Annotated in this window: 14 protein-coding genes; all 14 read left to right on the top strand. The window is 70.2% G+C overall.

All coding sequences use genetic code 11. The features are described from left to right. Complete coding sequence (locus tag M1203_RS10820; protein WP_249949360.1) at positions 1-2622, top strand: valine--tRNA ligase; 2622 nt, start codon at positions 1-3, stop codon at positions 2620-2622. Between the two features lie 113 nt (positions 2623-2735). Next, the gene (locus M1203_RS10815) at positions 2736-4250 is read left to right on the top strand and encodes a folylpolyglutamate synthase/dihydrofolate synthase family protein (RefSeq protein WP_249949359.1); all 1515 of its coding nucleotides are present in this window, start codon (positions 2736-2738) and stop codon (positions 4248-4250) included. A 5-nt stretch (positions 4251-4255) separates the two neighbouring features. Beyond that, entirely contained in the window at positions 4256-4609 is a 354-nt protein-coding gene (locus M1203_RS10810; RefSeq protein WP_249949358.1) for a DUF4233 domain-containing protein, read from the top strand. 65 nt (positions 4610-4674) lie between these two features. Then, on the top strand, positions 4675-5088 hold the full coding sequence (ndk, locus tag M1203_RS10805; protein ID WP_249949357.1) for a nucleoside-diphosphate kinase: 414 nt from the start codon (positions 4675-4677) through the stop codon (positions 5086-5088). A 248-nt stretch (positions 5089-5336) separates the two neighbouring features. Then, a complete protein-coding gene (locus M1203_RS10800; protein WP_030352375.1) occupies positions 5337-6356 on the top strand; it encodes a rod shape-determining protein in 1020 nt (339 codons plus the stop codon). Between the two features lie 128 nt (positions 6357-6484). Then, positions 6485-7513, top strand: a complete 1029-nt coding sequence (gene mreC, locus M1203_RS10795; protein WP_249949356.1) for a rod shape-determining protein MreC — start codon at positions 6485-6487, stop codon at positions 7511-7513. Between the two features lie 11 nt (positions 7514-7524). Further along, the gene (mreD, locus tag M1203_RS10790) at positions 7525-8193 is read left to right on the top strand and encodes a rod shape-determining protein MreD (RefSeq protein WP_249949355.1); all 669 of its coding nucleotides are present in this window, start codon (positions 7525-7527) and stop codon (positions 8191-8193) included. Positions 8194-8281: 88 nt separating this feature from the next. Further along, positions 8282-10474: a penicillin-binding protein 2 gene (gene mrdA / locus M1203_RS10785; protein ID WP_249949354.1), complete on the top strand. Its 2193-nt coding sequence runs from the start codon at positions 8282-8284 to the stop codon at positions 10472-10474. Positions 10475-10477: 3 nt separating this feature from the next. After that, the gene (rodA, locus tag M1203_RS10780) at positions 10478-11677 is read left to right on the top strand and encodes a rod shape-determining protein RodA (protein ID WP_249949353.1); all 1200 of its coding nucleotides are present in this window, start codon (positions 10478-10480) and stop codon (positions 11675-11677) included. Between the two features lie 72 nt (positions 11678-11749). Continuing rightward, positions 11750-13312: a CYTH and CHAD domain-containing protein gene (locus tag M1203_RS10775; RefSeq protein ID WP_249949352.1), complete on the top strand. Its 1563-nt coding sequence runs from the start codon at positions 11750-11752 to the stop codon at positions 13310-13312. Between the two features lie 53 nt (positions 13313-13365). Further along, complete coding sequence (locus tag M1203_RS10770) at positions 13366-15291, top strand: TIGR03960 family B12-binding radical SAM protein (protein ID WP_249949351.1); 1926 nt, start codon at positions 13366-13368, stop codon at positions 15289-15291. Positions 15292-15356: 65 nt separating this feature from the next. Next, complete coding sequence (locus M1203_RS10765; protein WP_249949350.1) at positions 15357-15890, top strand: GNAT family N-acetyltransferase; 534 nt, start codon at positions 15357-15359, stop codon at positions 15888-15890. A gap of 266 nt (positions 15891-16156) precedes the next feature. Beyond that, on the top strand, positions 16157-16972 hold the full coding sequence (locus tag M1203_RS10760) for a TIGR03936 family radical SAM-associated protein (RefSeq protein WP_249949349.1): 816 nt from the start codon (positions 16157-16159) through the stop codon (positions 16970-16972). 232 nt (positions 16973-17204) lie between these two features. Beyond that, the gene (locus M1203_RS10755; RefSeq protein WP_249949348.1) at positions 17205-21503 is read left to right on the top strand and encodes an Rne/Rng family ribonuclease; all 4299 of its coding nucleotides are present in this window, start codon (positions 17205-17207) and stop codon (positions 21501-21503) included. Positions 21504-21669 lie beyond the last annotated feature (166 nt).

The raw sequence follows: 21669 nt of genomic DNA, 5'->3' as shown, positions 1-21669 counted from the left end.
GTGACCGAGAACACTCAGCAGCAGCCAGCGAGCAACCCCGAACTGCCGACCCAGTACGTGCCGGCCGAGGTGGAGGGGAAGCTGTACGAGCGCTGGGTAGACCGCGGTTACTTCGAGGCCGACGAGAAGAGCGGGAAGCCGCCGTTCACCGTCGTCATCCCGCCGCCGAACGTCACCGGCAGCCTGCACCTCGGGCACGCCTTCGAGCACACGCTCATCGACGCCGTCACGCGCCGCAAGCGCATGCAGGGGTACGAGACGCTGTGGCAGCCCGGCATGGACCACGCGGGCATCGCCACGCAGAACGTCGTCGAGCGCGAGCTCGGCAAGGAGGGCAAGTCCCGGCACGACCTGGGGCGCGAGGCGTTCGTCGAGCGCGTCTGGAAGTGGAAGGCCGAGTCCGGTGGACAGATCTCCGGACAGATGCGCCGCCTCGGGGACGGTGTCGCCTGGTCGCGTGAGCGGTTCACCATGGACGAGGGGCTGTCCAAGGCCGTTCAGACGATCTTCAAGAAGCTCTACGACGACGAGCTGATCTACCGCGCCGAGCGCATCATCAACTGGTGCCCGCGCTGTCTCACCGCGATCTCCGACATCGAGGTGGAGTACCAGGACGACGACGGCGAGCTGGTCTCGCTCAAGTACGGCGAGGGAGAGGACTCCGTCGTCGTCGCGACCACCCGCGCCGAGACGATGCTCGGTGACACGGCCGTCGCCGTCCACCCCGACGACGAGCGGTACGCGCATCTCGTCGGCAAGCGGATCAAGCTGCCGCTGACCGACCGTACGATCCCGGTCGTCGCGGACACCCATGTCGACCCGGAGTTCGGTACGGGCGCCGTCAAGGTGACGCCCGCGCACGACCCGAACGACTTCGAGATCGGCCGCCGGCACGATCTGCCGAACATCACGGTCATGGACGAGCGCGCCGTGATCACCGTCCCGGGACCGTTCCAGGGGCTCGACCGGATGGAGGCGCGCAGCGCCATCGTCGCCGCGCTGCGGGCCGAGGGCCGCATCGTCGCCGAGAAGCGCCCGTACACGCACTCCGTCGGACACTGCTCCCGCTGCAAGACCACCATCGAGCCGCGCCTTTCGCTCCAGTGGTGGGTCAAGGTCGGGCCGCTGGCCAAGGCGGCCGGTGACGCCGTCCGTGACGGTGAGGTCGCGATCCACCCGAAGGAGATGGAGTCCCGCTACTTCGGCTGGGTCGACAACCTCCACGACTGGTGCATCTCCCGGCAGCTGTGGTGGGGCCATCGCATCCCCGTCTGGTACGGGCCCAACGGCGAGACCGTCTGCGTCGGTCCCGACGACGAGGCGCCGACCGGCGAGGGCTGGACGCAGGACACGGATGTCCTGGACACGTGGTTCTCGTCGGGGCTGTGGCCGTTCTCCACGCTCGGCTGGCCCGAACAGACCCCGAGCGTCGAGAAGTTCTATCCGAACTCGATCCTGATCACCGGCTACGACATCCTCTTCTTCTGGGTCGCCCGGATGATGATGTTCGGTCTGTACGCGATGGACGGCACGCCGCCGTTCCACACGATCGTGCTGCACGGCATGGTCCGTGACGAGCACGGCAAGAAGATGTCGAAGGCCTTCGGCAATGTCGTCAATCCGCTGGACTGGATGGACAAGTACGGGACGGACGCGGTCCGGTTCACCCTGGCCCGTGGTGCCAACCCGGGCATTGACGTGCCGATCGGCGAGGACTGGGTCCAGGGCTCCCGGAACTTCGCCAACAAGGTCTGGAACGCCACGCGCTTCGCGATGATGAACGGCGCGACCGTCGAGGGCCCGCTGCCCGACGCGGCCGAGCTGTCCGCCACCGACCGGTGGATCCTGTCGCGGCTCAACGCCGTGATCGCGGAGGTCGACGCGTACTACGAGGACTACCAGTTCGCGAAGTTGTCCGACGCGCTCTTCCACTTTGCCTGGGACGAGGTCTTCGACTGGTACGTGGAGCTGTCCAAGACCACCTTCATCGAGGGCGGCGAGGCGGCGAAGGTCTCCGGACGGGTCCTCGGCGAGGTCCTCGATCTCACCCTGCGTCTGCTGCACCCGGTCATCCCCTTCGTCACCGAGACGCTCTGGACCACGCTCACCGGCAAGGAGTCGGTCGTCGTCGCCGACTGGCCGGCCGACAGCGGGTTCCGCGACCCGGCGGCCGAGCGGGAGATCGAACACCTTCAGCAGGTGATCACCGAGGTCCGCCGGTTCCGCTCCGACCAGGGGCTCCAGCCCGGCCAGAAGGTCCCGGCGCGGCTGGATCTCACGGGTACGCCGCTGGCCGCGCACGAGGCGGCGATCCGGCAGCTGCTGCGCCTCCAGCCGGAGGGCGAGGGCTTCCACGCCACCGCGACGCTGCCGGTCGAGGGGGCGACGGTCGCGCTCGATCTGTCGGGCACGATCGACGTCGAGGCGGAGCGCAAGCGCCTGACGAAGGACCTCGGCGCGGCGGAGAAGGAGAAGGCGCAGGCGACGGCGAAGCTCGGCAACGAGGCGTTCCTCGCCAAAGCCCCCGACAATGTGGTCGAGAAGATCCGCGGTCGGCTCACCAAGGCCGAGGCGGACATCGAGCGGCTGACCGCGCAGCTCGCGGGCCTGCCCCAGGGCTGACCTGCCCCACGAGCACCCGCGAGCGGGGCCCCTGCCACCTGGCCGGGGCCCCGCTCCCGTACGGAGCCGGGGCGCGGGCGACCGGTGTCGGTGGTGCTCCGTAGACTGGTCGCGTGAGCGAGCACCGTCCTTCCGACCAGCCCGGCGAGTACGACGAATTCGATGAGATCGTCGACGCCGCGACCGACCGAGACCCCGACCTCGCGGTGATCGAGGCCGGCAGCCGTACGCTGCGCGCCCAGGCCGGGCCCGCGCAGGGTGACGGCGTCCCGGCACGCCCCGAGGACCCGGAGGTGGACAAGGCGCTGCGCACCGTCGAGCAGGAGCTGGCGGGCCGCTGGGGCGAGACGAAACTCGACCCGTCGGTCACCAGGATCAAGGGTCTGATGGATGTGCTGGGCGACCCCCAGCGCGCCTATCCGTCGATCCACATCACCGGCACCAACGGCAAGACCTCCACGGCCCGCATGATCGAGGCGCTGCTCGGCGCGTTCGATCTGCGTACCGGCCGGTATACGAGCCCGCATGTCCAGTCCATCACCGAGCGGATCAGTCTGGACGGCGCCCCGATCTCCGCCGAGCGGTTCATCGAGACGTACGGGGACATCAAGCCGTATGTCGAGATGGTCGACGCCGCGCAGGAGTACCGGCTCTCCTTCTTCGAGGTGCTGACCGGCATGGCCTACGCCGCCTTCGCGGACGCGCCGGTGGATGTCGCCGTGGTCGAGGTCGGCATGGGCGGCACCTGGGACGCGACGAATGTCATCGACGCCTCCGTCGCCGTCGTCATGCCGATCGATCTGGACCACACGGACCGGCTCGGCTCCACACCCGGTGAGATCGCCGTGGAGAAGTCCGGGATCATCAAGCCGGGCTCGACGGTCATCCTGGCGCAGCAGCCGGTGGACGCCGCTCAGGTGATGCTGAAGAAGGCCGTCGACGTGGACGCGACGGTCGCCCGCGCGGGCATGGAGTTCGGTGTGGTCGCCCGCGAGATCGCGGTCGGCGGCCAGCTGCTGACCCTGCGCGGTCTCGGCGGTGAGTACGAGCAGATCTTCCTTCCGTTGTACGGCGCGCATCAGGCGCAGAACGCGTCGGTGGCGCTCGCCGCCGTCGAGGCGTTCTTCGGGATCGGCGCGCAGCACGCCCGCCGGCTCGACATGGACACGGTCCGCAAGGCGTTCGCCTCGGTCTCCTCGCCGGGCCGCCTGGAGGTCGTACGGCGTTCGCCGACGGTGGTGCTGGACGCGGCGCACAACCCGGCCGGGGCGCGTGCCGCGGCCGAGGCCATCACCGAGTCGTTCGGCTTCAGCCGGCTGATCGGTGTGGTGGGTTCCAGCGACGGCAAGGACGTCCGCGGGGTGCTGGAAGCGCTGGAGCCGATCTGCTCGGAGATCGTCGTCACGCAGAACTCCAGTTTCCGCGCGCTGGGCGCGGACGAGCTGGCGGCTGTCGCCGTCGAGGTCTTCGGGGAGGACCGGGTCCAGGTCGAGCCGCGCCTCGATGACGCGCTGGAGGCGGCGATCACGCTCGCCGAGGAGGAGTCCGAGTTCGCGGGCGCCGGGGTCCTGGTCACCGGCTCGGTGATCACGGTCGGCGAGGCCCGGCTGTTGCTGAGGAGGCGCTGAATCCGATGCGTACGCTCTGTGCGTCCACACTGATCGGTGAGTTCTTCGTGATCGGCTTCGCCGGTCTCGTCGCGATGAAGCTGGACGATCTGTCGGTGGGGACGGTCTGGACGGTCTGCGGCATCGGGATGCTGCTGTCCCTGGTGCTCTGCGGGATGATCACCCGTCCGGGCGGTGTCGAGCTCGGCTGGGCGCTCCAGGTCGCGCTGTTCGCCAGCGGTTTCGTGGTGCCCGCCATGTTCGTCCTCGGCGTGATCTTCGCGGCCCTGTGGGCTGCCTCGGTCCACTTCGGCCGGCAGATCGACCAGGCGAAGGCGCGCTGGGCCGAACAGTCATCGGCAGAGGCTGACGCTGTGTGATCGACAGTGTGGTATGCCCTGTAGCCTCTGAGGGCCCGCACCCCGTAGTAGAAGGAGCCCGCACAGTGAGCCAGCGCACGCTTGTCCTGCTCAAGCCGGATGCCGTACGCCGCGGCCTGGTCGGCGAGATCGTCGGCCGTATCGAGCGCAAGGCCGGCTGGACCATCAGCGCCATGGAGCTGCGCACGCTCGACCAGGACACGCTGGAGCAGCACTACGGCGAGCACAAGGGGAAGCCCTTCTACGAGCCGCTGGTCGCGTTCATGGCCTCAGGGCCGGTCGTCGCTCTGGTCGTCGACGGCGAGCGGGTCATCGAGGGCGTCCGCGCGCTCGCCGGTCCGACTGACCCGATCGCCGCAGCGCCGGGGTCCATCCGGGGGGACTTCGGGACCATCGTCCGGGAGAACCTGATCCACGCTTCGGACTCGGAGGAGTCCGCCATTCGGGAACTCAAAATCTTCTTCCCGGGACTTTCCTGACCGCACGTCAGCCAAACGGAGCTGACAGCCTGGGGCGACCGAAGGAATTCGGTCGCCTTTGGGCATATCTAAGCCACTTTCGGGAACGCATCGGTCCGACACTTCGTCACCCTTACTGAGGTGGGCCACCGCGCCGTCGCCCTTGCGACGGCACTACGATGGAAACCTCCAAGCCACAGCACCCACCTCGCCATCCTGAAAAGCCATCAACGCTTGGGAAGGCCAGACGCATCCTCATGGGGAACAACATGTCGTTCATCGGCCGTGACATGGCTGTCGACCTCGGGACCGCCAACACGCTGGTGTACGTCAGAGGCCGGGGGATCGTACTCAACGAGCCGTCCGTCGTCGCCATCAACACCAACACCGGCGGTATTCTCGCGGTCGGCGCCGAGGCGAAGAAGATGATCGGCCGGACACCGGGCAACATCGTTGCCGTCCGGCCACTGAAGGACGGCGTTATCGCCGACTTCGAAATCACCGAGCGCATGCTGCGCTACTTCATCCTGAAGATCCACAAACGCCGCTATCTGGCGCGTCCGCGGGTCGTCGTCTGCGTGCCCTCCGGCATCACGGGCGTTGAGCGCCGCGCCGTCATCGAAGCGTCCACCCAGGCGGGCGCGCGCCAGGTGCACATCATCGAGGAGCCCATGGCCGCGGCCATCGGCTCCGGACTCCCCGTCCACGAGGCCACCGGCAACATGGTCGTGGACATCGGTGGCGGTACGACCGAGGTCGCGGTGATCTCGCTCGGCGGAATCGTCACGGCACAGTCCATCCGGGTCGCCGGCGACGAGTTGGACAACGCGATCATCCAGCACATCAAGAAGGAGTACTCACTCCTCCTCGGTGAGCGGACCGCCGAGAGCATCAAGATCACCATCGGTTCCGCCTATGACCTCGACAAGGACGAGCACACCGAGATCCGCGGCCGTGACCTGGTCTCCGGGCTGCCGAAGACCGTCGTCATCTCCGCCGCCGAGGTGCGCAAGGCCATCGAGGAGCCGGTCAACGCGATCGTCGACGCGGTGAAGACCACGCTCGACAAGTGCCCGCCCGAGCTGTCCGGCGATGTGATGGACCGCGGGATCGTGCTCACCGGCGGCGGCGCCCTGCTGCGCGGTCTCGATGAGCGGCTGCGTCGCGAGACCGGGATGCCGATCCATATCGCCGAGGATCCACTGGACTCCGTGGCGCTCGGATCGGGCAAGTGTGTCGAGGAGTTCGAGGCGCTTCAGCAGGTGCTGGACGCCCAGCCCCGCCGATGACGGAAGAGTCCCCGTCCCCCCGGTCCTCCGGGCCGGGGGGACGCCCGGCAGGGGCCTCGAACTCCCGCGCGGCGGATCGTTGATATCACCGCAGAATCATTCCTACGAGGAAGGCACGGCCGCCGCACGTGAGGGACACACGAGAGAGCCGTTTGCTCCTGGTGCTGCTGATCGCCATCGCGTTCGCACTGATCACGGTGGATATCCGCGGTGGTGAGGATTCCCCGGTCGACGGCGCGCGGCACGCCGCCGCGACGGTCTTCGGTCCGGTGGAGAACGGTGTCGCGTCCGCGGTCAATCCGGTGGGCAATGCCATAGGAGCGGTACGGGATTCCGGCGCGCGGCACAATCGCATCGCCGTGCTCCAGAAGGAGAACACCGAGCTGAAACAGCGGCTCGGCAGTGACGACCGCAATCGCAGCCGGGTGCGCGAACTGGACAAGATGCTCGCGAAGGCCGGCGCCGGTCAGTACGGAATCAAGGGCGCCGAGGTCATCGCCATAGGAGCGGCCCAGGGATTCTCCTGGACCATCACGATCGATATCGGTGCCAAGGACGGCATCACGCGCGATATGACCGTGCTGAATGGTGACGGACTTGTCGGGCGTGTGACGACCGTCGGGCCGAGCACCTCGACCGTACTGCTCGCCAATGACCCGGACTTCACCGTGGGCACCCGGATGGAGAGCAGCGACGAACTGGGCTTCGCCACCGGCCAGGGCGACCGTCCGCTCTCCGTCCAGCTCCTCAACGGCAAGGCCAAGATCAAGAAGGGCGACCGGCTGGTCACCTTCGGATCCAGCAAGGACAAGCCGTTCGTGCCCGGTGTCCCGGTCGGCGAGGTGGTCCAGGTCGACCCGTCCGGCGGCGATCTGACCCGGACCCTGTACGTACGCCCCTTCGTCGGCTTCACCAAGCTCGACCTCGTCGGCGTCGTCGTGGAGGCTCCCCGGCAGGACCCGCGCGACACGGTCCTGCCGCCCAAGTCCCAGCCGACCCCGACGCCCACCGTCACCGTCACGGTCACCCCGTCGCCCAACGCCGACGTCGAGGCGAACGGCGAGGCCGGCACCGGCAATCCGGACGCCAACGCCAATCCGGACCCGAACGCCAATCCGGATCCCAACGCCAACGGCCAAGCAGACGACCAGGAGTAGGGCTGATCCCCATGCGCTTCAACCGGATTCTGCTCTCGACCACGCTGGTCGTGGTCGCCCTCGTCATCCAGGTGTCCGTACTCGCCAGACTCCAGCTCCCCGGCGCCGTCCCCGATCTGATGCTCCTCGTCGTCCTCGCCCTGGCCTTCGTGTACGGCCATGTGGGCGGCGCGCTCATCGGCTTCGGCGCCGGACTGCTGGCCGATCTGGCGCCCCCGGCCGACCACGCCGCCGGCCGCTACGCCCTGGTGCTCTGTGTGATCGGCTATCTGGCCGGCCTTGCCCGCCCGGAGAAGGGCCAGATGCGCTCGGCGTTCGTGCCGATGGCCGCGGTCGTCGGCGCGGCGCTCGGCTCGACCCTGCTGTACGCGGCGGTCGGCGCGCTCGTCGGTGACACCGCCGCCCGCCATGTCGGGCTGGCCGGGCTGCTGTTCACCGCCGCGGTCTACGATCTGCTGCTCGCGCCGTTCACCGTTCCGCTGATCATGTTCCTGGCCAGACGCGCCGAGAACGATCCGCTCGCCGAGACCCAGAGCAGCGGCGGCGCCGATGTCGCGTCCGGCTGGACCACCACCGGCACCGGCCTGCGGATCGGCGGCCAGCGCGGCGGACTGCGGCTGAGGGCCGCCCGCAACCGCGCCACGCGGGCCGGACGCATCAAGGGGGTCAAGCGACTGTGACACCGCATCACCCGGCGGCCGTCGCGCGGACGTCCGCGCGCACGGCCGGCCACGCACCGTCCGGCCGCACCGTCCGTGGGGGATCGCAGTGAGCAATATTCCGGAGACCGGGCGGACGCCGCGGGTCCAGATCCGGCTCGTCATCATTCAAGTCCTTGTCTTCTCGCTTCTCCTCACCCTCGGCGGCCGGCTCTGGTACCTCCAGGTCCGCAACGGCCAGGAGTACACGGACGAGGCCAAGAGCAACCACGTGCAGCAGGTCGTCCAGCCGGCCGTCCGCGGCTCGATCCTCGACAGCCGCGGGGTCGCGCTCGCCGACAACGAGACCCGGCTCGTCGTCTCCACCAGCCGTACCGAGCTGATGAAGATGCCGGACAAGGGCGTGGCCGTCCTGACCCGGCTCGCCGATGTCCTCGACATGAAGCCCAAGGACGTCATGGACAAGGTCAGGCTCTGCGACTCGAAGACCCCCAAGCCCTGCTGGAACGGTTCGCCCTATCAGCCGATCCCGGTCACCGACGAGGCCACCACCCAGCAGGCCCTGCAGATCCGGGAGCGCGCCGAGGACTTCCCCGGCATCACCGCCGAGCCCACCGCCGTACGCCGCTACGCCGCGCCCGGGCTCGCCAACACCGCCCAGGTGCTCGGCTATCTCTCGCCCGTCACTGACGACGAGATCACCAAGGCCCAGCAGAGCGACTCGCCGTATCTCCGCTCCGACCAGGTCGGCCGCTCGGGACTGGAGCGCACCTACGACAAGCAGCTGCGCGGCAAGGCGGGAGTCACCCGGTACGAGGTCGACAACCTCGGCCGCGTCATCGGCCAGGCGCGCAACGACAAGGCCGAGCCCGGAGCCAATGTCGTCACCTCGATAGACGCGCGCGTGCAGGCCGTCACCGAGTACGAGCTGAACGAGGCGATGAAGGCCGCCCGCAAGGAGTTGGACCGCAACACCGGAAAGAACTACAAGGCGGACTCCGGCGCCGCGGTGGTCATGGAGACGAAGACCGGACGGGTCGTCGCGATGGCCTCCCTGCCCACGTACGACCCCAATGCCTGGGTCGGCGGCATCTCCGCCAAGGAGTACGCCAGGCTCACCGGCAAGAAGTCCAACTTCCCGCTGCTGAACCGGGCGATCCAGGGCCAGGCGGCCCCCGGCTCGATCTTCAAGGTCGTCTCGTCGACCGCCGCGGTCAACGCCGGGTACAAGTTCAACGGCAACTACCCCTGCCCCAGTTCGTACAGCGTCGGCGGCCAGGTCTTCCAGAACTTCGAGTCCAGGGGCTACGGCAGCATCACCCTCGGCAAGGCCCTCGAAGTCTCCTGCGACACCGTTTTCTACGGCATCGCGCACAAGGAGTGGCAGAAAGACGGCGGCATGAAGCCGAAGCACCCCAACGACTGGTTCTACAAGACGGCGCACCAGTTCGGCCTCGGCAAGGAGACCGGCATCGACCTCCCCAACGAGGTCACCGGACGCATCCCGGACCGTCAGTGGAAGCAGAGCTTCTGGGAGGCCAACAAGGTCAGCTGGTGCAAGCAGGGCAAGAAGGGCGGCACGTACGTCGAGAAGATCGCCTACGAGGGCTGCCTCGAAGGCAACCGGATGCGCGCCGGTGACTCCGTCAACTACTCGATCGGCCAGGGCGACACCCTCGTCACCCCGATCCAGATGGCCACCATCTACTCGGCCATCGCCAATGGCGGCACCCTCTACAACCCCACGGTCGGCAAGGCGATCATCAGCGCCGACGGCAAGCGGGTCGAGGAGATCGCGCCCAAGTCCCACGGCAAGCTGCCGACGAAGGGGCGGACGCTGGAGCAGATCGACCAGGCCCTCGCGGCGGTCACGACCAGCGGCTCCGCCGCCTGGCGATTCGGCGGCTGGCCGCAGGACAAGATCCCGATGCACGCCAAGACGGGTACGGCCGAGGTCTACGGCAAGCAGACGACCTCGTGGTTCGCCTCGTACACCGAGGACTACACGATCGTCATGACGATCTCCCAGGGTGGTACCGGCTCCGGTGCCTCGGGGCCCGCCGTGCGAAAGATCTACGAGGCGATGTACGGGCTGAACGCCAAGGGCGACCAGGACCTCAGCAAGGCGCTGATGCCCGAGCCGCGCACGGAACTGCCGAAGATCCAGCCGGACGGTTCGATCGACGCGCCGAAGATCAGGCCGTACGAGCCGGTGACGGAAGCCCCGGAGGAGCAGCTGCTGGCGGGCCCGCTCGACACCGATACCGACGACGAGACCGACACGCCCATTGGGAGGGACTGAGCGATGGCCGGCACAAGTGGCTTCTCGGTCTCCGGATACGGACCGGAGCGGGGGACCTGGGCCAAGCTCGTGGCCCGCGACTCGATGGTGCGCAGACTCGACTGGCCGCTGCTCTTCTCGGCGGTCGCCCTGTCGCTGATCGGCTCGCTGCTTGTCTGGTCGGCGACCCGTAACCGCACCCAGCTGAACCAGGGCGATCCCTACTACTTCCTCGTACGCCATCTGCTCAACACCGGCATCGGGATCGCCCTGATGATCGGCACGATCTGGGTCGGGCACCGCCTCATGCGCGGGGCGGTCCCCGCGCTGTACGGGCTCTCCGTCGTCCTGGTCCTGCTGGTCCTCACCCCGCTCGGCGCGACCATCAACGGCGCCCACGCCTGGATCGTGATCGGCGGCGGCTTCACCCTCCAGCCCTCCGAGTTCGTGAAGGTCACGATCATCCTGGCCATGGCGGTCATGCTGGCGGCCCGGGTGGACGCCGGGGACCAGGTCCATCCGGACCATCGGACGGTCGCGAAATCCCTCGGTCTCGCCGTCGTCCCGATGGCCATCGTCATGCTGATGCCGGACCTCGGCTCCGTGATGGTCATGGCCGTCATCGTGCTCGGCGTACTGCTCGCCTCCGGCGCCTCCAACCGCTGGATCATCGGCCTGGTCGGCGCGGGGGTGGCGGGCGCCATCGCGGTCGCGGCGCTCGGCGTGCTCGACGAGTACCAGATCAACCGCTTCGCGGCCTTCGCCAACCCGGAGCTGGACCCCGCGGGCGTCGGCTACAACACCAACCAGGCGCGGATCGCCATCGGCTCCGGCGGACTCACCGGCACCGGGCTCTTCCACGGCTCCCAGACCACCGGCCAGTTCGTGCCCGAGCAGCAGACCGACTTCGTCTTCACGGTCGCGGGCGAGGAGCTGGGCTTCGTCGGCGCCGGGCTCATCCTGGTGCTGCTCGGCGTGGTCCTGTGGCGCGCCTGCCGGATCGCCCGGGAGACCACCGAGCTGTACGGCACGATCGTCGCCGCGGGGATCATCGCCTGGTTCGCGTTCCAGTCCTTCGAGAACATCGGGATGACGCTCGGGATCATGCCGGTGGCGGGTCTGCCGCTGCCGTTCGTCTCGTACGGCGGCACCGCCATGTTCGCGGCGTGGATCGCCGTCGGACTGCTCCAGTCGATCCGGGTACAGCGACCCATGTCGGCCTGAGCGACGCCCGGGGACGCCCCGGACAGGTCCCAGGGGCTGCCCAGGAGCCGCCCCTGGGACTAAATTCGGTACATGGCGGACACAAAGCGAGAGATCGAGCGCAAATACGAACTTCCCGCGCCCTCCGACGCCGACGAACGCCCCGGACTGCCGGATCTCACCGGGGTGAAGGGGGTCGCGTCCGTTCACGCCCAGGGCGTGGTGGAGCTGGACGCCGTCTATTACGACACCGCGGATCTGCGCCTCACCGCGGACCATGTCACGCTGCGGCGCCGCACGGGTGGCCCCGACGAGGGCTGGCATCTGAAATTCCCGGTCTCCACCGGCATCCGTGACGAGATCCGGGCGCCGCTCGCGGACACTCTCCCGGACGAACTCGCCGCGCTGGTCCGCTCACGCGTACGCGGCGCCGGGCTGATCCCCGTCGTACGGCTGACGACCTCACGCGATGTCCTTCAGCTGCTCGACACGAACGGCACGGCGCTCGCCGAGGCGAGTGTGGACGCCGTACGGGCCCGACGGCTCACCGGGGACGCCGGCGGCGAGGACGCCGGGACCGCCTCCTGGACCGAGGTCGAGGTGGAGCTCGGCGACGACGCCGATCCCGCGATCCTCGACGCGGTGGAGAAGAAGCTCCGCAAGGCCGGTCTGCGCCCGGCGTCCGCCGCGTCCAAGCTCGGCAGGGCACTGGCCGAGACGGCGCCCCACGAGCCGGGCGGAGCCGCGACCAGGGCGCCCAAGGGGAGGCCGCGCAGCGCCGGGGACCACATCCTCGCCTATCTGCGCGACCAGGCCGACGCGATCGTCGCCCAGGACGCCGCCGTACGCCGCGACCTGCCGGACTCCGTGCACCAGCTGCGCGTCGCCACCCGCCGCATGCGCTCCGCCTTCCGCACGTACCGCAAGATCCTCGACCGGTCCGTCACCGACCCGGTCGCCGAGGAGCTCAAATGGGTCGCGGCGGAGCTGGGTGTCGACCGCGACCACGAAGTCCTCGACGAACGGCTGAGCTCCCGTATCGACGCGCTGCCCGTGACGCTGCTCCTCGGGCCGGTGCGCGGCCGGCTCCGGACCTGGGACGCCGCCCAGCGCGCCGGGTCCCGGAGCAGAACCGTCGCCGTACTCGACAGTGAGCGCTATCTGACCCTGCTGGACACACTCGACGGGCTGCTCACCGCGCCGCCGCTGCGGCCGGACGCGGCGCGGCCCGCCGCGAAGGCGCTGCCCACGGCGATCCTCAAGAACTACGAGCGGCTGGCCGGCCGGGTCGGCGACGCGCTGGCGCTCGCGCCGGGCGAGGAACGCGATCTCGCGATGCACAACGCCCGCAAGGCCGCCAAGCGCGCCCGCTACGCCGCCGAGGCCGCCGGGCCTGCCCTGGGCAAGGCGGCCAAGCGCTTCGCCAAGCGCATGAAGGCACTCCAGACCGCGCTCGGCGACCACCAGGACAGCGTGGTGGCCCGCCAGGCCCTCCGCGATCTCGCGATCCAGGCCCACACGGCGGGCGAGTCCGCGTTCACCTGGGGTCTGCTCTACGGCCAGGAGGAGGCCCAGGGCGAGCGCCGCGAACGGGAGCTGCCGGACCTGTGGGCGAAGGCGTCCGACCCCCGGTTGAGGGCGGATCTGAGCGGGTGACCATCGGGGTAGGCTGAATGGTCGCATCTGTCAGTCCACGAAAGATCGCCGTGATGCCTGCCGAATCGGTCTTCCCGCAGCTCGAAGCCCTGCTCCCGCATGTGCAGAAGCCGATCCAGTACGTCGGTGGTGAACTGAACTCCACGGTCAAGCCGTGGGATTCCACCGATGTCCGCTGGGCGCTGATGTACCCGGACGCCTACGAGGTCGGGCTCCCCAACCAGGGCGTCATGATCCTTTACGAGGTGCTGAACGAGCGCGAGGGCGTGCTCGCCGAGCGTACGTACAGCGTCTGGCCGGACCTCGAAGAGCTGATGCGCGAGCACAACGTCCCGCAGTTCACGGTGGACAGCCACCGGCCGGTCGGTGCCTTCGACGTCTTCGGGCTGAGCTTCTCCACCGAGCTCGGCTACACCAACATGCTCACCGCCCTGGACCTCGCCGACATCCCGCTCGCGGCCCGGGACCGTACCGTCGACCACCCCATCGTGCTCGCCGGCGGCCACGCCGCCTTCAACCCCGAGCCGATCGCGGAGTTCATCGACTGCGCGGTCATCGGCGACGGCGAGCAGGCCGTGCTGGAGATCACCGAGATCATCCGGGCCTGGAAGGCGGAGGGCCGCCCCGGCGGGCGCGAGGAGGTCCTTCTCCGGCTCGCGAAGACCGGCGGGGTCTACGTCCCCGGCTTCTACGACGTCGAGTACCTGCCGGACGGCCGGATCGCCCGTGTCGTACCGAACAGGTCCGGTGTCCCGTGGCGGGTGTCCAAGCACACCGTGATGGACCTCGACGAGTGGCCGTATCCGAAGCAGCCGCTCGTCCCGCTCGCCGAGACCGTCCACGAGCGGATGTCCGTGGAGATCTTCCGCGGCTGCACACGCGGCTGCCGGTTCTGCCAGGCGGGCATGATCACCCGCCCGGTGCGCGAGCGCAGCATCACCGGAATCGGCGAGATGGTCGAGAAGGGGCTGAAGGCGACCGGCTTCGAGGAGGTCGGGCTGCTCTCGCTCTCCTCCGCCGACCACAGCGAGATCGGCGACATCGCCAAGGGGCTCGCGGACCGCTACGAGGAGGACAAGGTCGGGCTGTCCCTCCCGTCCACCCGCGTCGACGCGTTCAATGTCGATCTGGCCAACGAGCTGACCAGGAACGGCCGTAGGTCCGGTCTCACCTTCGCGCCCGAGGGCGGCTCCGAGCGGCTGCGCAAGGTCATCAACAAGATGGTCTCGGAGGAGGACCTGATCCGTACGGTCTCCACCGCGTACGGCAACGGCTGGCGTCAGGTGAAGCTGTACTTCATGTGCGGTCTGCCCACCGAGACCGACGAGGACGTCCTCCAGATCGGCGACATGGCCGTCCGGGTGATCGCCGAGGGCCGCAAGGTGTCCGGCCAGAACGACATCCGCTGCACGGTCTCGATCGGCGGGTTCGTACCCAAGCCGCACACCCCGTTCCAGTGGGCGCCGCAGCTCAGCGCCGAGGAGACCGACGCCCGGCTGGAGAAGCTCCGCGACAAGATCCGGGGCGACAAGAAGTACGGCCGCTCCATCGGCTTCCGCTACCACGACGGCAAGCCCGGCATCGTCGAGGGCCTGCTCTCGCGCGGCGACCGACGCGTCGGCGCGGTCATCCGCGCGGTGTACGAGGACGGCGGCCGGTTCGACGGCTGGCGTGAGCACTTCTCCTACGACCGCTGGATGGCCTGCGCGGAGAAGACGCTGCCGGACTTCGGTGTGGACGTCGCCTGGTACACGACGCGCGAGCGCATGTACGAGGAGGTCCTGCCCTGGGACCACCTGGACTCCGGTCTCGACAAGGACTGGCTCTGGGAGGACTGGCAGGACGCGCTCGACGAGACCGAGGTCGAGGACTGCCGCTGGACGCCGTGCTTCGACTGCGGTGTCTGCCCCCAGATGGACACCGAGATCCAGATCGGCCCCACGGGCAAGAAGCTGCTGCCGCTCACCGTCGTCAAGTAACCCGGCGCGCGCCCGGCGGGCCCCGGGGCGCGCCGGGCCGCTCCACGCGCCTGCACAATGGGCTGATGCCGCAGCTCATCGCCCCGGACATCCGGATCCATGCCTCCTTCCTGGACGCCATGAAGGAATTCGTCGAAGAGGGCCCGGACGAGCGCTCGTTACTCCTGCACGAGATGGAGGAGTTCGGCCGGACCTGGCACCGGCCCGAGGTCTTCGCCGCGTATGTGGCACGGCTCAACGCCGAGCCGCTGGAGGAGACCCCGCGGATCGAGGGGTGGGTGCCCAACACCACACTCTGGTACGTCGAGGGCGAAACCTTCCTGGGACGTCTCGCCATCCGCCACCGGCTCAACCCGTACCTGCGCGAGCTCGGCGGGCATATCGGCTATGCCGTACGTCCCACCGCGCGGCGCCAGGGCCATGCGACCGCCATGCTCACCGCGTCGCTGCCCGTCGCCCGTGCCATCGGAATCGCCTCCGTCCTGGTCACCTGCGACACCACCAATACTCCGTCGCGGAAGGTGATCGAGGCGGCCGGCGGGGTGCTGGAGGACCAGCGCGGCGGAAAGCTCCGCTACTGGATCCGGACGGACGCCTGAGACTCCCGGTCCCGGGCGGGCGCCGGTGGCCGGGCTCCGCCGACCGAGGGTGGGGAACCGTAGAAGGGCCGTACGCGTACTCTGGGTAGTACAACGATCGTCCCCGGCGCGAACCCCGCACCCGAGATCTCCCCGCGAAAGCGGGGCCGAGCCGGATCCGGGGTCACCCCCACGTCCAAGGGCGGCGCGTCACCGCGTACCGCCCGCACCGAGGAGAAGAACCACTGGGCAAGCGACAGCCCGAAGGCCCGCCACCCGCACCGGCGGTGCAGCGCATCCGACTGCGCTACACCAAGCGCGGCCGCCTCCGGTTCACCAGCCACCGTGACTTCCAGCGCGCCTTCGAGCGGGCGCTGCGCCGCGCCGAGGTGCCCATGGCGTACTCGGCGGGGTTCACCCCGCATCCGAAGGTGTCGTACGCCAATGCCGCACCCACCGGCACGGGCAGCGAGGCCGAGTTCCTGGAGATCGCCCTGGTGGAGGTGTGCGACCCGGACAAGCTGCGTGAGCTGCTCGACGAGTCGCTGCCGGCCGGCCTGGACATCATCGACGCTGTCGAGGCACGTACATCGGGGCTCGCCGACCGGCTGACCGCTTCCGAATGGGAGCTGCGGCTGGACGGCGTCGAGCCGCCCGCGGCGGAAGAGGCCGTGGCCGCCTTCCTGGCCGCCGAGTCGGTCGAGGTCGAACGCCGTACGAAGAACGGTCTCCGGACCTTCGACGCACGGGGGGCCGTGGCCGGCCTGGAAGCCGTCCCGCCGGCGGGTACGGAGGGTACGGAGGGGGCTCGCTCCTGGCCTGATAGGCCGGGGGACAGGCCCTGTGCGATACTGCGGCTGGTTGTTCGGCACGTGACACCTGCCGTGCGACCCGACGACGTCCTGTCCGGTCTCCGAGCTGTGGCCGACCTGGCGCCGCCGGTCCCCGCAGCGGTGACCAGGCTGGCGCAGGGGCTCTTCGACGAGGAGTCCGGAACGGTGACCGACCCGCTCGCGCCCGACCGCGAGGCAGCCCGGCCCGCCCCACCCAAGGCCGCCGGACCCGCCGCCGCGAAGGCGCCGGAAGGTGCGGGTACCGCGTAGGGCGGTCGTTGTAACGCAGCCCTGGGACTCGGGAGCCACCTGGGTCGGGCAGCGCACTGACCAGAAGACTTTCGCCAGGCCGTACGTACATCGCGTAGGGAACCGGCGAGCCAGACATAACAGCTCCCGTGCGGCGCCCGCGCCCCGGACGGCGGCATTCGCGCAGCGCGCGAGCCGCGGCCGGACCGGAATCAGGCGTGGCGCCCGGGAGCGTGACGGGAGAACCGCCCGCATGCTTGAGCCCACTGAACCCGGCACCCCCGGGGACACCAACGAAGAGAACAACTCACCCAGCGATACGCTGCCGCCGCGCCGCAGGCGCCGCGCCGCGTCCCGCCCGGCGGGTCCGCCCGCCGCTGCCGCTGGGGCCGAGGACGCCACGAGCGTCACGGAGACCACGGAGACCGTCGCACAGGCCGTACCGGCCGCCGAGGCCGCGGGGGCGGCAGCGAGCGACGGGACGGGTGTGACGGAGGAGCCGGTGGCCGCGCCGCGTGCGCGCCGTCGTGCGACTCGTAAGACCGCCGCTCCCGCGCCTGAGGTGGCGGTTGAGCCGGTTGCGGCTGCCGCGGTGTCCGAGGCCGTGGAGTCCGTTGTGGCGGAGGAGGAGCCGGTGGCCGCGCCGCGTGCGCGTCGCCGTGCGACTCGTAAGACCGCCGCTCCCGCGCCTGAGGTGGCGGTTGAGCCGGTTGCGGCTGCCGCGGTGTCCGAGGCCGTGGAGTCCGTTGTGGCGGAGGAGGAGCCGGTGGCCGCGCCGCGTGCGCGTCGCCGTGCGACTCGTAAGACCGCCGCTCCCGCGCCTGAGGTGGCGGTTGAGCCGGTTGCGGCTGCCGCGGTGTCCGAGGCCGTGGAGTCCGTTGTGGCGGAGGAGGAGCCGGTGGCCGCGCCGCGTGCGCGTCGCCGTGCGACTCGTAAGACCGCCGCTCCCGCGCCTGAGGTGGCGGTTGAGCCGGTTGCGGCTGCCGCGGTGTCCGAGGCCGTGGAGTCCGTTGTGGCGGAGGAGGAGCCGGTGGCCGCGCCGCGTGCGCGCCGTCGTGCCACCCGTAAGACCGCCGCTCCCGCGCCCGCCGCCGAGGCCGCCGCTCCCGAGGCACCTGAGGCCGTCACGGCCCCGGCCCCGGCCCCGGAGGAGAGCCCCGCCGAGGAGACCGCGCCGGCCGGCCGTACCCGCCGCCGCGCCACCCGCAAGGCCACCGCGCCCGCCGGTGCGCCCGCGCCCGCGCCCGAAGCGAACGCGAGCGACAACGCCGACGGCGCGTCGGCGGGCGAGAGCCTGCCGGAGGCCACCGTCGCGCAGATCACCACCGACGAGGCCGAGGTCGAGGCCGCCGAGCAGGCCGCCACGCGCGGGCGCCCGCGCCGCCGCGCCGCCGCGCCCGAGACCACCGTCGAGGAGAAGCCCGCGTCGAAGGCCGCGCAGAGCGAGAGCGAGGCGCCCGAGCGCTCGCGTCGCCGCGCCACCCGGCCCGCCGTGGCCGTCTTCCGCGCGCCCGTCTTCACCGAGCCGATGTTCCAGACCCCGGAGACGGCCGCAGCGGCCGCCGCCGCCGTCACACCGGTGGACGACGACGAGGATCTTGACGAGACCGACGAGACCGAGGAGGAGACGCGGACCGCGGCGGTCCGCGAGCCCGTCGCCGCTTCCGAGCCCACGGGCCGTCGGCGGCGTCGCCGTCGCGGCGAGCCCGCCGAGCCCGTGGAGGCCCCCCGGGCCGACGCGGAGGCGGCGCGGGAGCACGCCGAGGAGACCGCGGCCGAGCCGGACACGGAGCAGTCCGCCGAGGGCGAGGACTCCGACGAGTACGAGGACCGTCCGTCGCGCCGCCGCCGCCGGGGCGGCCGTCGCCGTCGCCGCGGCGAGTCCGCGGACACCGAGGACACCACGGACGAGCAGGACGAGTCCGGGGCCCACGCCGAGGACGAGGACACCGGCAAGGACGGCGAGCGCGCCGAGCGGGCCGAACATGAAGAGGACGACGACGACCAGGAGGAGGCCGAGGCCCCCTCGGGCGGCGGCTCCTCCAGCAGCCGGCGCCGCCGTCGCAGGCGCCGTCGCAGTGGCGACGGCGGTTCCGAGGCGGAGTCCGGCGGGGACGACCCGGAGCGTACGGTCGTCAAGGTCCGCGAGCCGCGCAAGAAGGAAGAGCGCGAGCCGAGCACCAGCTCCGACGAGGTGCAGTCCATCAAGGGCTCGACCCGTCTGGAGGCCAAGAAGCAGCGCCGCCGCGAGGGCCGCGAGCAGGGCCGCCGCAGGGTGCCGATCATCACCGAGGCGGAGTTCCTGGCCCGCCGCGAGGCCGTCGAGCGTGTGATGGTCGTCCGCCAGAACGGTGAGCGCACCCAGATCGGCGTCCTTGAGGACAACGTGCTCGTCGAGCACTACGTCAACAAGGAGCAGGCCACCAGCTACGTCGGCAATGTGTATCTGGGCAAGGTCCAGAACGTACTGCCGTCGATGGAGGCCGCGTTCGTCGACATCGGCAAGGGACGCAACGCCGTCCTGTACGCCGGTGAGGTCAACTTCGAGGCGCTGGGCATGGCCAACGGCCCGCGCCGGATCGAGACCGCGCTCAAGTCCGGCCAGTCGGTGCTCGTGCAGGTCACGAAGGACCCGATCGGCCACAAGGGCGCGCGTCTGACCAGCCAGGTGTCGCTGCCCGGCCGCTATCTGGTCTATGTGCCCGAGGGCTCGATGACCGGCATCAGCCGCAAGCTGCCCGACACCGAGCGGTCCCGGCTGAAGACCATCCTCAAGAAGATCGTCCCCGAGGACGCGGGCGTCATCGTCCGTACGGCCGCGGAGGGCGCCAGCGAGGACGAGCTGCGCCGCGATGTCGAGCGGCTTCAGTCGCAGTGGGAGGACATCAAGAAGAAGTCGAAGAGCGGCAACGCCCCGACGCTTCTCTACGGTGAGCCCGACATGACCGTGCGGGTCGTCCGCGACATCTTCAACGAGGACTTCTCGAAGGTCATCGTCAGCGGTGACGACGCGTGGGGGACCATCCACGGCTATGTCGACCATGTCGCGCCCGATCTCTCGGACCGGCTGTCGCGCTGGACGAGCGAGGTCGACGTCTTCGCGACGTACCGCATCGACGAGCAGCTGATGAAGGCGCTGGACCGCAAGGTCTGGCTGCCCAGCGGTGGTTCGCTGGTGATCGACAAGACCGAGGCCATGATCGTGGTCGATGTCAACACCGGGAAGTTCACCGGTCAGGGCGGCAATCTTGAGGAGACCGTCACCAGGAACAACCTGGAGGCGGCCGAGGAGATCGTGCGCCAGCTGCGGCTGCGCGACCTGGGCGGCATCGTCGTGATCGACTTCATCGACATGGTGCTCGAATCCAACCGGGACCTCGTGCTGCGACGCCTGCTCGAATGCCTGGGCCGGGACCGTACGAAGCACCAGGTCGCCGAGGTCACCTCGCTGGGTCTGGTGCAGATGACCCGTAAGCGGGTGGGCCAGGGTCTGCTGGAGTCCTTCTCCGAGACCTGTGTCCACTGCAACGGGCGCGGTGTGATCGTGCACATGGAGCAGCCCACGGCGGCCGGTGGCGGTGGCAACGGCAAGCGCTCCAAGAAGCGCGGTCGCGGCGGCGCCGGTACGGAGCATGACCACGAGCATGAGCACGTCGAGGTCGTGGCGGAGACCGAGGCCGAGGTAGCGGCGGAGGTGGCGGCCCCGGTCGCGGTGGCCGAGTCGTTGTCCGACACGTTCGCGCCGGACGAGGAGCTGTTCAGCAGCGTGGCGGAGGCGGAGGCGTCCGTACGCGGCCGTTCGCGCCGCCGGGCGTCCCGCAAGGCGTCCGCCCCGGCGGGCTCGCCGAGGACCGCGGAGCCCGAGCAGGTGCCGGCGCAGGTGGCCAGGACCGAGGCACCGGCCGCCGAGACGTCCGTGGAGTCGCCGGTGGAGACCCCGGCAGCGGACGCGGCTCCCGCCGCCGCGCCGGAGACGCCCGCCGAGGAGGCGGCCCCCAAGGGCCGTACGCGCCGCCGCGCCACGCGCAAGGCGACGGCTCCGGCAGGTTCGCCGAAGGCCGCCGACACGGAGGCACCCGCCGAGGTGGTCCTGCCGGTGTCCGCCGAGCCCGTGACCGCACCGGAGCCGCTGGCGGCCGAGCAGGCCGTCGCCGAGCCCGTCGCCGTCGACGCGCCCGTCGCCGAAGAGGCGCCGGTCGCGGCTCCGCCCCGGGCGCGCCGCAGGGTGACCCGCAAGGTCACCGCTCCGGCGGGGTCGCCCTCGGGCGCCGAGGACGCGGCGGTCGTCGTGGTGGAGCCGGCCAGGGCGGAGGAGCCCGCGAAGGCCGGGGAACCGGCCGTCGAGGAGCCCGCGGCCCCGGCCAAGAAGGCGGTGCGCAAGACCGCCAAGAAGGCGACGACGGCGAAGAAGACGGCCGCCAAGAAGACGACGGCCAAGAAGACCGCGGCGAAGAAGACGACGGCCAAGAAGACGGCCAAGTCGACGACGAAGAAGACCGCGGCGGCCGAGCGTACGACGCCCTCCGGCGTCACCGCCTCCACGGAGGACTGACGACGCCGTCGTCCCCGGTCGCCGTACGGGCCGGGACGACGCCGTCGTCCCCGGTCGCCGTACGGGCCGCGCATGAGCCCGTACGGCGCCGGGGACGGGGGAGCTGGTTTGACCCTCTGTACAGGGGCCCCGTACTCTAAACCTTCGGTGTGTTCCTATGCGCGCC

This window comes from Streptomyces sp. 35G-GA-8 (assembly GCF_023534745.1).
Taxonomy (GTDB): domain Bacteria; phylum Actinomycetota; class Actinomycetes; order Streptomycetales; family Streptomycetaceae; genus Streptomyces.
The sequence above is the reverse complement of the archived record's forward strand: the minus strand, read 5'-3'. Positions and strand labels throughout refer to the sequence as shown.

Coding starts and splice junctions, on each gene's coding strand:
- M1203_RS10765 (WP_249949350.1), top strand. CDS start 15,357: ATGCCGCAGCTCATCGCCCCGGACATCCGGATCCATGCCTCCTTCCTG.
- mreD (WP_249949355.1), top strand. CDS start 7,525: ATGCGCTTCAACCGGATTCTGCTCTCGACCACGCTGGTCGTGGTCGCC.
- M1203_RS10770 (WP_249949351.1), top strand. CDS start 13,366: ATGCCTGCCGAATCGGTCTTCCCGCAGCTCGAAGCCCTGCTCCCGCAT.
- M1203_RS10800 (WP_030352375.1), top strand. CDS start 5,337: ATGTCGTTCATCGGCCGTGACATGGCTGTCGACCTCGGGACCGCCAAC.
- M1203_RS10775 (WP_249949352.1), top strand. CDS start 11,750: ATGGCGGACACAAAGCGAGAGATCGAGCGCAAATACGAACTTCCCGCG.
- rodA (WP_249949353.1), top strand. CDS start 10,478: ATGGCCGGCACAAGTGGCTTCTCGGTCTCCGGATACGGACCGGAGCGG.
- M1203_RS10755 (WP_249949348.1), top strand. CDS start 17,205: ATGCTTGAGCCCACTGAACCCGGCACCCCCGGGGACACCAACGAAGAG.
- M1203_RS10810 (WP_249949358.1), top strand. CDS start 4,256: ATGCGTACGCTCTGTGCGTCCACACTGATCGGTGAGTTCTTCGTGATC.